At 55.7% G+C, this 12,739-nt stretch carries 15 protein-coding genes; 2 read left to right on the forward strand and 13 right to left on the reverse strand.

Annotated features, from left to right (window positions below):
- Positions 1-11: 11 nt before the first annotated feature.
- Together E0L35_RS22870 and xthA are read left to right on the forward strand one after the other, a co-directional pair.
- Entirely contained in the window at positions 12-269 is a 258-nt protein-coding gene (locus tag E0L35_RS22870) for a hypothetical protein (protein WP_022523848.1), read from the forward strand.
- The gene (gene xthA / locus E0L35_RS22875; RefSeq protein ID WP_027959127.1) at positions 269-1,096 is read left to right on the forward strand and encodes an exodeoxyribonuclease III; all 828 of its coding nucleotides are present in this window, start codon (positions 269-271) and stop codon (positions 1,094-1,096) included. The genes E0L35_RS22870 and xthA overlap by 1 nt, the downstream gene beginning before the upstream one ends.
- 18 nt (positions 1,097-1,114) lie before the next feature.
- Here xthA and E0L35_RS22880 read toward each other — a convergent pair whose 3' ends face one another.
- The 13 genes from E0L35_RS22880 to E0L35_RS22940 all read right to left on the reverse strand — a co-directional run bounded on the left by E0L35_RS22880 (position 1,115) and on the right by E0L35_RS22940 (position 12,672).
- Positions 1,115-2,179, reverse strand: coding sequence for a hypothetical protein (locus E0L35_RS22880; protein ID WP_138801513.1), 1,065 nt, complete (start codon positions 2,177-2,179; stop codon positions 1,115-1,117).
- 4 nt (positions 2,180-2,183) lie between these two features.
- Positions 2,184-2,954, reverse strand: coding sequence for an energy transducer TonB (locus E0L35_RS22885; RefSeq protein ID WP_138801514.1), 771 nt, complete (start codon positions 2,952-2,954; stop codon positions 2,184-2,186).
- On the reverse strand, positions 2,951-3,358 hold the full coding sequence (locus E0L35_RS22890) for a biopolymer transporter ExbD (protein WP_022523852.1): 408 nt from the start codon (positions 3,356-3,358) through the stop codon (positions 2,951-2,953). The genes E0L35_RS22885 and E0L35_RS22890 overlap by 4 nt, the downstream gene beginning before the upstream one ends.
- Positions 3,351-3,893: a MotA/TolQ/ExbB proton channel family protein gene (locus E0L35_RS22895; protein WP_022523853.1), complete on the reverse strand. Its 543-nt coding sequence runs from the start codon at positions 3,891-3,893 to the stop codon at positions 3,351-3,353. Before E0L35_RS22895 ends, E0L35_RS22890 begins: the two co-directional genes overlap by 8 nt.
- Before the next feature lies 1 nt (position 3,894).
- Positions 3,895-5,241, reverse strand: coding sequence for a MotA/TolQ/ExbB proton channel family protein (locus E0L35_RS22900; RefSeq protein ID WP_138801515.1), 1,347 nt, complete (start codon positions 5,239-5,241; stop codon positions 3,895-3,897).
- A complete protein-coding gene (locus E0L35_RS22905) occupies positions 5,238-6,020 on the reverse strand; it encodes a DUF3450 domain-containing protein (RefSeq protein ID WP_138801516.1) in 783 nt (260 codons plus the stop codon). The genes E0L35_RS22900 and E0L35_RS22905 overlap by 4 nt, the downstream gene beginning before the upstream one ends.
- A 211-nt stretch (positions 6,021-6,231) precedes the next feature.
- Positions 6,232-6,633, reverse strand: a complete 402-nt coding sequence (locus tag E0L35_RS22910) for an NUDIX domain-containing protein (protein WP_138801517.1) — start codon at positions 6,631-6,633, stop codon at positions 6,232-6,234.
- Between the two features lie 63 nt (positions 6,634-6,696).
- Complete coding sequence (nrdF, locus tag E0L35_RS22915; RefSeq protein ID WP_009286429.1) at positions 6,697-7,668, reverse strand: class 1b ribonucleoside-diphosphate reductase subunit beta; 972 nt, start codon at positions 7,666-7,668, stop codon at positions 6,697-6,699.
- 130 nt (positions 7,669-7,798) lie between these two features.
- Positions 7,799-9,904 (reverse strand): class 1b ribonucleoside-diphosphate reductase subunit alpha, encoded by a 2,106-nt coding sequence (gene nrdE / locus E0L35_RS22920; protein WP_206478118.1) that lies wholly within the window; start codon positions 9,902-9,904, stop codon positions 7,799-7,801.
- Between the two features lie 98 nt (positions 9,905-10,002).
- Positions 10,003-10,437 carry a class Ib ribonucleoside-diphosphate reductase assembly flavoprotein NrdI gene (nrdI, locus tag E0L35_RS22925; protein ID WP_009286427.1) on the reverse strand — a complete coding sequence of 145 codons (435 nt, stop codon included), beginning with the start codon at positions 10,435-10,437 and terminating at the stop codon, positions 10,003-10,005.
- 9 nt (positions 10,438-10,446) lie between these two features.
- A complete protein-coding gene (gene nrdH / locus E0L35_RS22930; protein ID WP_008956787.1) occupies positions 10,447-10,668 on the reverse strand; it encodes a glutaredoxin-like protein NrdH in 222 nt (73 codons plus the stop codon).
- Between the two features lie 263 nt (positions 10,669-10,931).
- Positions 10,932-11,543: a superoxide dismutase gene (locus E0L35_RS22935; RefSeq protein ID WP_138801518.1), complete on the reverse strand. Its 612-nt coding sequence runs from the start codon at positions 11,541-11,543 to the stop codon at positions 10,932-10,934.
- Between the two features lie 202 nt (positions 11,544-11,745).
- Positions 11,746-12,672 (reverse strand): FAD-binding protein, encoded by a 927-nt coding sequence (locus tag E0L35_RS22940; protein ID WP_089690688.1) that lies wholly within the window; start codon positions 12,670-12,672, stop codon positions 11,746-11,748.
- Positions 12,673-12,739: the final 67 nt, after the last annotated feature.

The following is a 12,739-nucleotide window of genomic DNA, read 5'->3' on the forward strand; positions in this document are numbered from 1 at the left end:
AGGAGCGCGACATGACGCGTAAGAAAAAAACTCGTTCACTGGCCGATAAGGTGACAATTCGTACCGGCCGGCGGAAAGATTATAAAAAATGGCGCCACGACAATCCCGACCAAGTGGCCCCTTCGCGCCGTTTTGTAGCGAAAAAGCAGCAGCAGCGCAAACTGCAGGCGGTGAGAAAACTCGCTCGCCAGCAGAGCGGGCAGGATATTGCTATACACCCTGACAAATCGAGCAGCGACGCTAGCAAACCTAAGGGGGACGACTCGTAATGCGCTTGGTCTCGTTCAACATTAATGGCATTCGAGCACGACTTCACCAGTTACAGGCGTTGATCGACACTCAGCAGCCGGACGTAATTGGGCTGCAGGAAACCAAGGTACAGGACAGCGAGTTCCCGCTTGCCGACGTGGAAGCCATGGGCTACCACGTTTTTTATCACGGCCAAAAAGGCCATTACGGCGTCGCTTTAATGTGCCGTCAGGCGCCCAAAGAGATTTTTTACGGTTTCCCCGATGATGAGGAAGACGCTCAGCGACGCATGATCGGCGTTCGCCTGATCGCAGAGGACGGAGAAGCCGTGACGGTATGGAACGGCTATTTTCCTCAGGGCGAAAACGTTACTCACCCGACCAAATTCCCCCATAAAGAGCGCTTTTATGGCCAACTAGCGCGATTGCTCAACGAACAGCACCGTCCCGACGAGCGGCTGGCGATCATGGGCGACTTTAATATCTCGCCGGAAGATCAGGACATTGGCATTGGCGACGCTAACCGCAAGCGCTGGCTGCGCGAAGGCAAAACCAGCTTTCAACCCATTGAGCGCGAATGGCTCGAAGGCATTAAAGCCTGGGGACTTACCGACAGCTATCGCCTCTGCTATCCACAAAGCGATGACCGCTTTAGCTGGTTTGATTACCGCTCAAAAGGGTTTAACCAGGAGCCCAAGCGCGGCCTGCGTATCGACTATATTCTAGTCACCAAGGCGCTAGCCGATCAGGTTACTGCCGCTGGCATCGACTATGACCTGCGTGGTATGGAACGCCCCTCTGATCACGCGCCTACCTGGAGCGACTTCGCTCTCACGCTTAAGGCGTAGTTTTCTACGCAGTCTTTTCTAGTTAAAGCTGGCCAGCCATTGCTCCGCCTCATCGTCACCTAGCGACGAGGCGCGGGCAAAAGCTTGTTTCGCTTGCCCATCCTCACCCCAGGCGTAAGCGAGTTGACCATAGGCTCGCCAGTCGGCGGCAGCTTGCGTATGCAGCGCTAAGGTGTGCCAGGCATTCAGGGCCTTCTCAACGTCTTTAGCCTGCCGCCAAGCGTTGGCAAGCAAACGCAGATGGGACTCATCGCGAACTATATCGCCCTCATTCAGCGCCCGCTCTAGGTGCTCTGCCGCTCTAGCAGGGGTTCCGCCGGCGAGATGAAGTTGAATCAACATCCAGAAATCTTCCTGCTCGGTCAACTTACCTAATTGCCACGCCGTCTCCCACAGGGCAGCGGCTACCCCTGACTGACCAGCCTGTTGAGCAAGCCCGGCGGCTTGGCGCCAATCGGCGGCGTCGCTTTGCGCATTCAAGCCATCCAGCAGCCAGCCCAATGCCTTATCGCCTTGCCCTGCATTGCGATACACAGCAAGCGCCAGAGTCTGCTGTGCTCCGCTTAACTCTGGCGTCTCATTAAGCGCCTGCTCTAGCCAGTCGGCGGCGTCTTGCCAACGCTCCTGTTGCGCCAGCAGGCGGATTAACTGCCAGGTAGTATCAATATCCTGCTGATTGGCTAGCCACTCACTGAGTAACTCAATGGCCTGATCACGCTGACCGGCAGCACGGCGCAGTGAGGCCTCCTCACGTAGCCAACGGGCTGCTTGGACACTATCCACACCGTTTAAGCCACGGGCAATCGCCAGCCGATCCGCTGCCGCAGCGTGCTGATCCTGACGCGCCAAGGCACCTGCCGCCAACTGCTGATAGAGCGCACTGGCCCACTGATCCGATTGGTTGCCGGATGCCAACCGCTCAGCCTGGGCCGTTGCCCGCTCAACGACCTGAGGCAACGCGCCCTCTTTTAACTGGCTTTGCAGCGCATTGAGGTCAGCAATCACATCACCTTGTAGCGCAGGGCTGGCCTGTGATGAGAGAGGCCAAACGCTGAGTAATAGAATGCATAAAAGACGCTTCATACGGCTACCTCAACTCAAACTCGATCCGCTGGGTGGCATTGCGTAACCGATCACTGGGTTCAAATTGCCACTTGGCAATCGCCTCCCGCGCGGCATCATCAAACACCCGACGCGGCTGCGCGCTGGTAACCCGTATAGAAGAGCTGTCGACACTGCCATCACGCCGAATCGTAAAAGCCACCTCTACAAAGCCTTCCATACCTCGGCGCTGGGCACGGGGTGGGTAATTTGGACCAACTTGGTTCGTCGGTGTCACTTGGCCCACATTCACCGGCTCATTAGAGGGCGCTGGTTGAGCTTCCGGGGCAGCTTCGCGCACGGCGGGTGCAGAATCCACTGACGCAGGGGCTGCTCTAGGAGCTGCCTCGACAGGTTGCTGTTGCGGGGTCGGCTCTGGTCTCGGCTCAGGAGTAGGTTCGGGCCGGGGTTCCGGTTTAACTTCCGTTAGCTCCGGGAGTTCGCTGTCCATTTCAACCGGCTCGACGGGCTCATCTGGCAGCTCCACTTCAGGCAGACTAATAGTGCTTTCCGTTACCGGGGGCGGCTCGGGTGCAGGCATGGGCGGCGGCGTTTGCTGGGGTGCCGCTTCAACAGGCTGAGGCGTGGGCGCCTCCTGCTCAGGGGCCACCTCCGGCGCTTCAATCATGGTCATCGCCATGCTCATGGTCAGCTCTTCGGGCTCCCGCTCAGGGGGAGCCACTAGCTGGGCAAGTAGCCAGAACAAGCCCACCGCCAGCACGACGCCTCCCAATAATGACAGCAGGTGGCGCATCATGACCCACTCCGACTCGCCGCCACCGCCACTTGGTCAACGCCCGCCTCACGTAGGCGATCCATCACCTCGATCAGCAAGCCCGTGGTGGATTCGCGATCCGCCTGAATAACCACCGAGCCATCATCACTTAGCATATCGGCTACCTGCTGGCCGACCCGATGGGCATCCACGGGACTGCCATCTACCCAGACTGCACCCTCGGGGGAAATCGCCACGAGCACCTGGGCATCCGGGCGCGGGGTGGCGGCGCTGGATTCCGGCCGCTCAATCTCGACACCGCTCTCTTTGACAAAGCTGGTAGTCACAATAAAGAAAATCAGCATGATAAATACCACGTCGAGCATGGGGGTAAGATTCACCTCATTGCTCTCAGCAGTCGCATCTATGGAACGACGTCTACGCATCACTCTCCTCCAGTGCCCGCGCCAGGCGATCATGCAGCCGCTGGTCTTCGCGACGGATGACGTGCTCTAAACGACTAATAAATAGCAGCCCTACTACGGCAATGGCCATGCCGGTCAAGGTCGGCAGTGTCGCCCGGGCAACCCCATCTGCCATAGCGCGGGCTTGATGGGTCTCGCTCAGCGAAAGGCTATCGAACACGCTAATCATGCCCGTCACGGTGCCTAACAAGCCTAGTAACGGACATAGCGCGACTAACAGTTTTAACCATGGCAAGGGTTTGCGCAGCCTGGCGACCAGCGCCTCGGCCCACACCTGACGCAGTGTCCGGGCACTCCAACTGGAGTGGTCACTACGTGCCGCCCAGCGGCGTAACAATTGACGCCGTGCTATACGCCAAGTAATCCGGTAGTACCACCAGCGCTCCATAGCCATGGCAAACACCAGTACGGCCACGACGGCCAAAACCACCAGTACCGCGCCACCCGCCTCTACTAAGCGCTCAACGGGTTCGAGCCAGAGAGGAAGAGTGGACATGTTAATTCACCACGGGCGTGTGAGATTCCAGATGATCTGCCAGTGTCGCGCTCGCCTGCCCTTCAATCACGTGGGTCAAGTAACGGCTGCGGCCTGCCAAAGCGGTCTGTACAAACAACAGCGGTACGGCGGTAATTAGACCTAGTACGGTGGTCACTAGTGCCTGACTGATGCCGCCCGCCATAAGTTGCGGGTCGCCGGTGCCAAACACGGTAATCGCCTGGAAAGTCACGATCATGCCGGTTACCGTGCCCAGCAAGCCGAGCAACGGTGCTATCGCGGCAAGCAGCTTCACCATCGGCTGGCTGCGTTCCAACCTGGGCAACTCGGCCAACACCGCTTCATCCAACCGCGCTTCCAGCGCCTCCGGAGTTTGATGTTTATCCATGCCTTCAAAGCGCAGTAGCACCCGCCCCAACGGGTTATTGTCCCGCAACTGATCGAGGGATTGCCGCTGACGCTTTACGCGCAGGCTAACCAGCACTAGATAGAGATACTGCCCCAGACCGATGATCATACCCAGAATACCCAGCGCCACGACAACGTAGCCGACATAGCCGCCCTGCTGGAAACGCTCCCATAGACTGGGTTGCTGGGCCAAGGCCTCCAGCACGCTGCCCTGGGTAGGATCAATGGCAAAGACGCTGCTCTCGCCTTGGTAGTAATCCGCCAGTACCCCGCCAATGGCATCGGGGGTACGCGGCAGAACCACTAGGTTGCCGTCATTTTCACCGCGCTCTAAAAGCTCGTTCTCGGTAAAGGCCGCAAAATCGCCCAACCGCACCAACTCGCGGGCGGCCACCTCGCCGTTAGCATCGGCTACTGGCATTGAAAGCCGTTCGGCACGGCCGGTGCGCGCGGTTAGCGTTGCCAAGCGATCCACCACGTTTTCCAACTGATGGCGCTCAAGCACTTCCACTTCATCCAACCGCGGCGGCAGCGAGCCCTCCTCAAGGGTTAGCAGACTCTGTTCGCCAAGCGTGTTGCGAATCTCTGAGCTATGTCGGGCAAGATTGGCCAGCAGACCCGAGAGCGCTTCGCCCTGCTCTGCCTGGCGCTCGCTCAGCTCGCTAGCTTGATCTGTTTGCTCTGCCTGCTGCGCCTGTAGTGCTTCATGCTGCTGCTGGACATCTTCGTGCTCCGCGCGCGCCTGCTCCAGCGCGGACTCTAGCGCCTGCTGGTCATCCAGAAAGCTCATTAGCCGCTGCTGGTCTCGCGTCTCAGCAGCCTCACGGGCTTCACGCAGAGAAGTAGCGCTTTCGGTTTGCGCCATTGATACACCACTTACCGCTACCAGTCCCAATACAACACAGACATAGCCAAGTTGACGGAGTGTTAGTCGACTCATGGTTGCTCTCCCTGCAGGTCATTGGCACTGATCGAGAGCGGCAAGGTTAATAGATCAGGGGCGCGCTGATCTTCCGCCATACGCAGCCCACTTCGCACTTCACGCAGGTACTCGTCATCCAGCGGCTGCCATGCGCCGTTCTCAGCACTCCAAACACCCCCCTCGCGGCCATCGGGGGTTAGGTAATAAAAGCCGATACGCCCGATGCGCAAGAAATCCACTTCGCGTTCGCGACCATCCTGACTTAAACGCCCCCGCCAGTTGTCCATCTCCTGACCATAATCGAGCTCAACGCGCCAGGCCTCTAACAGTCCATTAATACGCTCGATAGTGTTTTGACCTTGCTCGTCTGGCTGACGCTCAACCCGCGCCAACCGCTCTTCACGTAGAAACGGCAGGTCACGCTCAATCCAGCCGCTCAGTTGCTCGGCCATATTCTGTTCGATCACGGGCAGCGCTGCGCGGGTCTCTTCCAGCGTATCCAGCGCCGTCGCCAAACGCTGCTGACGCTCGGCCTCTTCCGCCAAGCGCCCGGACAGAGAGGCGTTATCAGCCTTCAACTGGCGGGTTTCGCGTTCCAAACGGCGCAACTCCTCCAACTGCTCCCGGGTCTGTTCATCGGCAGCATCAATCTGCTCCTGAAGCGCTGCCTGGGTTTGCTGGGCTTCGACACTTTCGGCCGCTTGAGCCACTGCTTGTTCACTTGCCATCAGCGTGCCACTGGCCAGCACTCCCGCTAGCCACCATCCACGCAAGGCAAAGAAAGGCCTGTTCAGCACGTCGACTCTCCGTCACTGAGTAGCGGGCGGCGAGCACCGCCCAACTAGAAACTAATTAGGTATTAGAACGATTTGCGTTTATCTTTTACGGGTCATAGCCTACCACTAATAGAATAAATGACAATATTTATCATTAACAATCAGCTGATTTCGCTTACCTAACACGCATAAAAAAGGCGCCCATCGGCGCCCTTTATCACAATATTCAAGCTTAATAGTTTACCACTGCGTACTCTTTTGTCAGCGGAGCCAGCGGAAGCTGCCAAGCCTCTTCACGGGTTACCCATCTTGCTTCGGCAATTTCAGCCGCCGCCTCGACAGGCTCATCGATAACAAGGCTAAACAGGTGCGCTTCGAGCATCATGCCCGGCTCATTGGCAGCGGGAGCGGAGTGTATGCCTAACGGCGAAAGCTGATCGCTATTCACGTTCAAGCCTAACTCCTCTTTCAGCTCACGGCACAGTGCCTCTAGCTCGGTTTCACCCGCATCGATCTTGCCGCCGGGCTGCATAAAGAAGGACGTATTGTGCTTACGCACGAGTAGCAAACGACCATCTGGATCGCTCACCATTGCTGCGGCAATTTTCAATACGTTAGCGGGGTTGTCTGGCATACCTCCTCCTTTATGCGCCTTTATCTATACCACCAGCTTATCTACTACCCACTCATACGGCCATTAAAACGCCCAGTCGTCGTCTTCGGTGGCGACGGCTTTGCCGATCACGTAGGAGGAGCCGGAGCCGGAGAAGAAATCGTGGTTCTCGTCGGCGTTGGGTGACAGCGCCGCCATGATGGTTGGATCTACATCGGTGACGCTGCTGGGGAATAGGGGCTCAAAGCCAAGATTCATCAGCGCTTTATTGGCGTTGTAGTGAAGGAATTTTTTCACATCTTCGCTTAGACCTACCTCGTCATACAGTGACTCGGTGTAGCGCACTTCGTTGTCGTAGAGCTCCAGCAGCAGCTCGTAGGCGTAATCTTTGACTTCCTGCTGACGCGCTGGCGTCGCTTCCGCCATTGCCTGCTGGAATTTATAGCCGATGTAGTAGCCGTGTACCGCTTCGTCGCGAATGATCAAACGAATAAGGTCGGCGGTGTTGGTCAACTTGGCATGGCTTGACCAGTACATCGGCAGGTAGAAGCCGGAGTAGAACAGAAATGACTCAAGGAACACGCTGGCGACTTTGCGCATCAGCGGATCATCCGAGCGGTAGCGCTCTAAAATCAGCTCAGATTTCGCCTGCAGCGTGGGATTCTCTTCACTCCAGCGAAAGGCATCGTCCACATCGCGAGTGGTGCAGAGCGTCGAGAAAATCGAGCTGTAGGAGCGCGCATGCACTGATTCCATAAAGGCGATGTTGGTGTAAACCGCCTCTTCATGGGGAGTGCGAGCATCTTCCATTAATACCGGCGCACCCACGCTGCTTTGGATGGTGTCCAGCAGTGTCAGGCCCGTGAAAACGCGGATCGTCAGTTGCTTTTCTTTCTCGGTCAGCGTATTCCACGACTGAATATCGTTAGACAGCGGGACTTTTTCCGGCAGCCAAAAATTACTGGTCAAGCGGTTCCACACTTCCAGGTCTTTATCGTCTTGAAGCCGGTTCCAGTTAATCGCATCAACCCGCGATAAACGTTGCATGGTATTCATATCACTCTCTCGAAGCCCGGCTGTGACAGCCGGGCTAGCAAAGCTTATTTATAAAAATTGGTTATAAAAAGCTTGTTTAAAAATGAATCTCAATAATAGATACAAGGCGTATCGGCAGAAATCAGTACCATTACAGCGTGCAGGAAACGCAGCCTTCTACCTCAGTACCTTCTAACGCGCTCTGGCGCAGGCGAATGTAGTAAAGCGTTTTGATGCCTTTGCGCCAGGCGTAAATCTGCGCCTTATTGATATCGCGCGTGCTTGCGGTGTCCGGGAAGAACAGCGTTAGCGATAAGCCCTGGTCGACGTGCTGCGAGGCTTCCGCGTAGGTATCGATGATCTTTTCCGGGCCGATTTCGTAGGCGTCCTGGAAGTAGTCAAAATTAGCTTCATCCAGGAAAGGTGCCGGGTAGTAAACACGCCCCAATTTGCCCTCTTTACGAATCTCGATTCTCGCAGCCACCGGGTGAATACTGGAGGTGGAGTTATTGATGTAGGAGATCGACCCCGTGGGCGGTACTGCCTGCAGGTTACGGTTATACAAACCGTGGGCCATGACCGAGGCTTTCAGCTCCTGCCAATCGTCCTGGGTCGGCAGCGCGATACCGCTGCGCTCAAACAGCCCACGTACTTTATCAGTCCGCGGCAACCACGCCTGGTCGGTGTACTTATCGAAGAAAGTACCCGAGGCGTAGGTAGAGTCTGCAAAGCCCGCAAACGACTCTTTGTGCTCAATCGCCAAACGGTTCGACGCACGAATCGCATGGAAGGCAACGCAGTAGAAGTAGAGATTGGTAAAATCCAAACCTTCGTCAGAGCCGTAGTAGATGTGCTCCCGTGCCAGATAGCCGTGTAGATTCATCTGGCCCAAGCCAATCGCCCGCGACTTGGCATTACCTTCGGCAATAGAGGGCACGCTGCGCAGGTTACTCATCTCTGATACGGCGGTGAGGCCACGAATGGCGATTTCCACACTGGTACCGATATCGCCTGCGTCCATCACCTTGGCAATGTTCATGGAGCCCAGGTTACAGGAGATGTCCTGACCGATTTGGCGATAACCCAGGTCATCGTCATACTCGGTAGGCGTATTGACCTGAAGAATTTCCGAGCAAAGGTTGCTCATGTTGATACGGCCAGCAATCGGGTTGGCGCGATTAACCGTGTCTTCGAACATGATGTACGGGTAGCCCGACTCGAACTGCAGCTCGGCTAGAGTTTGGAAGAAGGCCCGTGCATTGATCTTATGCTTACGAATGCGCGCATCCGCAACCATCTCTTGGTACTTCTCGGTAACGCTGATGTCGCCAAAGGGCACGCCGTAAACACGCTCTACATCGTAGGGCGAGAACAGGTACATGTCGTCGTTGCGCTTGGCAAGTTCAAAGGTAATATCCGGAATCGTCACGCCCAGGGAGAGCGTTTTGATACGAATTTTCTCGTCGGCATTTTCCCGCTTGGTATCCAAAAAGCGCAGGATATCCGGGTGGTGAGCGTTAAGATACACCGCCCCTGCCCCCTGACGAGCCCCCAGCTGGTTAGCATAGGAGAAGGCGTCTTCCAGCAGTTTCATAATCGGGATGATGCCCGATGACTGGTTTTCAATACGCTTGATGGGCGCACCCGACTCACGAATATTACTGAGCAGAAACGCCACGCCGCCGCCGCGTTTGGAGAGCTGGAGGGCCGAGTTAATCGAACGGCCAATCGACTCCATATTGTCTTCGATACGCAGTAGGAAGCATGACACCAGCTCGCCGCGCTGCTGCTTGCCACAGTTCAAAAAGGTGGGGGTCGCCGGCTGAAAGCGGCCGCTAATGATTTCATCCACCAGCGACTTCGCCAGCGTTTCGTCGCCCCGCGCCAGGGTTAGCGCGACCATGCAGACGCGGTCTTCGTAACGCTCTAGATAGCGCTTGCCGTCGAACGTCTTCAGCGTGTAGCTGGTGTAGTACTTAAAGGCGCCCAAAAAGCTAGGGAAGCGAAACTTATATGCATAGGCCTGCTCGAACAGCGCCTTGATAAAGGCGAAGCTGTACTGGGCCAGCATCTCGGCTTCGTAATACTGCTCTTCGACCAGGTAATCGAGTTTCTCCTCTAACGAGTGGAAAAACACCGTGTTCTGGTTAACGTGCTGCAAAAAGTACTGGCGTGCCGCTTCACGATCTTTATCCAGCTGCAGCTCGCCATTGGCACCGTACAGGTTGAGCATGGCGTTAAGAGCGTGATAGTCCAGCGTGCGAGCTTCTGTCTTCGCCGCTGGCCGCTTGGCCTCACCGTTTTTAGTGGATACGTCGTTCGAGACTGAGTCTTTCGGCGCTGAGTCTTTCAGGGCTAGGTTTGTCGTTTCCAAAACTCTTCTACTCCTTGACGGACATTGGCCACGTCATCGTCGGTGCCAAATAATTCGAATCGATACAGCAGCGGCACTTGGCATTTTTTCGCAATAATGCGGCCAGCAAGGCCATACGCTTCGCCAAAATTTGTATTTCCCGCTGCAATCACCCCCCGCAGGAGGCTTCGATTATGTGTGTCGTTAAGAAAATGGATCACCTGCTTGGGCACCGCACCCTGCTCGCTTCCCCCACCATAAGTGGGGGTAATTAAAATATACGGCTGGGTGACTCGTGGAACAGGCTCATCTCGATTCAACGGCAGTCGCTTTGCGGCAAAACCAAGTTTTTCTACAAATCGATGGGTATTGCCTGATTTTGTAGAGAAGTAAACCAAACTGCCGGCGATAGGTGAAGGTGAGCAACTTGCCAGCATTGGGATGACTTAAGCCAGCGCTTGAATGCGGTCTGGGCGGAAACCCGACCAGTGATCCTCGCCGACGACTACGACAGGAAGCTGGCGATAGCCGAGAGCTTCGACTTCTTCTTGGGCACCGGATTCGGCGGTAATATCGATAACAGTGTAATCAAGCCCCTGCTTGTCGAGCGCGCGGTAAGTCGCGGTGCATTGAACACAAGCGGGCTTGCTATAAATTTGGATTTCCATGGCTATTTTCCTTTTCATAGCGGCATTTTTCGGGTAGGGCACATCTAGTGCCTGCCCTCTCTAAAAGATACGACGCATACTATATATAGACCAATGAAAAATCAATTCAAGCATATGTGGTATTTTTCATCCACAGGATATTGACAGCTAATGCCCAACCCTGCCCCTAAAACACTGTCCCAGGCAATAAAAAACCGCCCACTAAAAAGTGGACGGTTTTTAACAGCGCCGTGAACCGGCGCAGTTAGCGGCTCATAGCAATATTAGCTAATCGCAGCTTGATAACGACGCTCAACGTCTTCCCAGTTAACTACGTTAAAGAACGCAGCAATGTAGTCAGGACGCTTGTTTTGATACTTCAGGTAGTAGGCATGCTCCCAAACATCCAGCCCGAGCAGCGGCGTGTTGCCGTGCATCAACGGGCTGTCTTGGTTCAGGGTATTCTCTACCACCAATTTCTTTTCAGGAGTAATGGAGAGCCAAGCCCAACCACTGCCGAAACGGCCAAGGGCGGCTTTTTTGAATTCTTCTTTAAAGGCTTCCAGGCCACCCAGCTCAGCGTCAATCGCTTTTGCGACATCACCCTGGGGATTACCACCGCCGTTAGGCGACATCATTTGCCAAAACATGGAGTGGTTGGCATGACCGCCACCGTTATTGATAACGGCTTGACGCTTGGCTTCTGGAACGCGATCCAGATTAGCGACCAGCTCTTCGACAGGTATATCTTCAAGACCTGTGCCTTCCAGCGTGGCGTTCAGGTTGTTGATGTAGGTTTGATGGTGACGAGAATGGTGAATTTCCATCGTCATCGCATCGATGTTTGGTTCGAGAGCGTCATATGCGTACGGCAATTCGGGTAGTGTATGTGCCATATCATCATCTCCTTGAGTGGCTTTCGTTGCTTTCACTTATCTATGTGCGGTCAGCCCGCAGCTTTTTCAACCACCGGGGTGGTTTTTCTTACCTTTTGCCCCAGTACTTTAGTCAACTATTGCCAGTTTACCTAATACACCCGCCAAAAAAAAAGCCGACTTCTGGCGAAGTCGGCCCACCGCTATTGAATCACGGTATTGCTTACAGCTTGCTCTCAAGTTCCGGCAGGATCTCAAATAGATCCCCCACCAGGCCGTAATCCGCCACCTGGAAAATCGGTGCTTCGTCGTCTTTGTTGATCGCGACGATCACTTTGGAGTCTTTCATGCCCGCCAGGTGCTGGATGGCACCGGAAATGCCCACGGCGATATACAGATCCGGGGCAACGATCTTGCCGGTCTGGCCAACCTGCATATCGTTGGGCACAAAGCCTGCGTCGACGGCGGCCCGGGAAGCACCAATGGCAGCGCCCAGCTTGTCGGCGATGCCGTCGAGCAGTTTGAAGTTCTCGCCGTTGCCCATACCACGGCCACCGGAAATCACCACCTTGGCACCGCCCAGTTCAGGACGATCCGACTGCGCCAGTTCCTCCTTCACAAAGCTGGACTGGCTGTTGTCCACCACTACGTCGACGGTTTCAATCGTCGCGCTGCCGCTGGTGCCGACCGCATCAAAGCCGGTGGAACGCACGGTGATGACCTTGAGCACATCGTCGCTTTTCACCGTCGCAATGGCGTTACCGGCGTAGATAGGACGCTTGAAGGTATCGGCACTGTCCACGGCGATAACGTCCGACAGCTGGCTAACATCTTTTAGCGCCGCTAAACGCGGCAGTACGTTTTTGCCGGTGGTGGAGGCGCTGGCCAGTACGTGGGTGTAGCCATCGGCCAGTTCGACCAGCAGCGCGCCCATTGGCTCGGCCAGCTGGTGGGCGTAAACGGCGTTATCCGCGACGCGTACTTTGCTTACGCCGTCGAGTTTGGCGGCAGCTTCCGCGGCGGCCTGAACCCCTTCACCGGCCACCAGCACGTCAATATCGCCACCGATGGCTTGGGCGGCCGCCACGACGTGGGCGGTGGCGCCGGCCAGTTGGCCTTCGTGTAGATCCGCAAGTACCAGAATGCTCATGGCATCAACTCCTTTCAAAGCTCTTTTCTTAAAGTACGGTTTTCAAAGCACTTATCTTAAAGAGCTT

This window comes from Halomonas sp. ATBC28, from assembly GCF_005937175.1.
Taxonomy (GTDB): domain Bacteria; phylum Pseudomonadota; class Gammaproteobacteria; order Pseudomonadales; family Halomonadaceae; genus Vreelandella; species Vreelandella titanicae.

Bases quoted from the DNA above. Each gene is read 5' to 3' on its own strand.
- E0L35_RS22935 (WP_138801518.1), bottom strand. From the start codon at position 11,543: ATGGCACATACACTACCCGAATTGCCGTACGCATATGACGCTCTCGAA.
- E0L35_RS22910 (WP_138801517.1), bottom strand. From the start codon at position 6,633: ATGCCAGACAACCCCGCTAACGTATTGAAAATTGCCGCAGCAATGGTG.
- nrdI (WP_009286427.1), bottom strand. From the start codon at position 10,437: ATGCTGGCAAGTTGCTCACCTTCACCTATCGCCGGCAGTTTGGTTTAC.
- E0L35_RS22885 (WP_138801514.1), bottom strand. From the start codon at position 2,954: ATGATGCGCCACCTGCTGTCATTATTGGGAGGCGTCGTGCTGGCGGTG.
- xthA (WP_027959127.1), top strand. From the start codon at position 269: ATGCGCTTGGTCTCGTTCAACATTAATGGCATTCGAGCACGACTTCAC.
- E0L35_RS22940 (WP_089690688.1), bottom strand. From the start codon at position 12,672: ATGAGCATTCTGGTACTTGCGGATCTACACGAAGGCCAACTGGCCGGC.
- E0L35_RS22895 (WP_022523853.1), bottom strand. From the start codon at position 3,893: ATGTCCACTCTTCCTCTCTGGCTCGAACCCGTTGAGCGCTTAGTAGAG.
- nrdF (WP_009286429.1), bottom strand. From the start codon at position 7,668: ATGAATACCATGCAACGTTTATCGCGGGTTGATGCGATTAACTGGAAC.
- nrdH (WP_008956787.1), bottom strand. From the start codon at position 10,668: ATGGAAATCCAAATTTATAGCAAGCCCGCTTGTGTTCAATGCACCGCG.
- E0L35_RS22890 (WP_022523852.1), bottom strand. From the start codon at position 3,358: ATGCGTAGACGTCGTTCCATAGATGCGACTGCTGAGAGCAATGAGGTG.
- E0L35_RS22880 (WP_138801513.1), bottom strand. From the start codon at position 2,179: ATGAAGCGTCTTTTATGCATTCTATTACTCAGCGTTTGGCCTCTCTCA.
- E0L35_RS22870 (WP_022523848.1), top strand. From the start codon at position 12: ATGACGCGTAAGAAAAAAACTCGTTCACTGGCCGATAAGGTGACAATT.
- E0L35_RS22900 (WP_138801515.1), bottom strand. From the start codon at position 5,241: ATGAGTCGACTAACACTCCGTCAACTTGGCTATGTCTGTGTTGTATTG.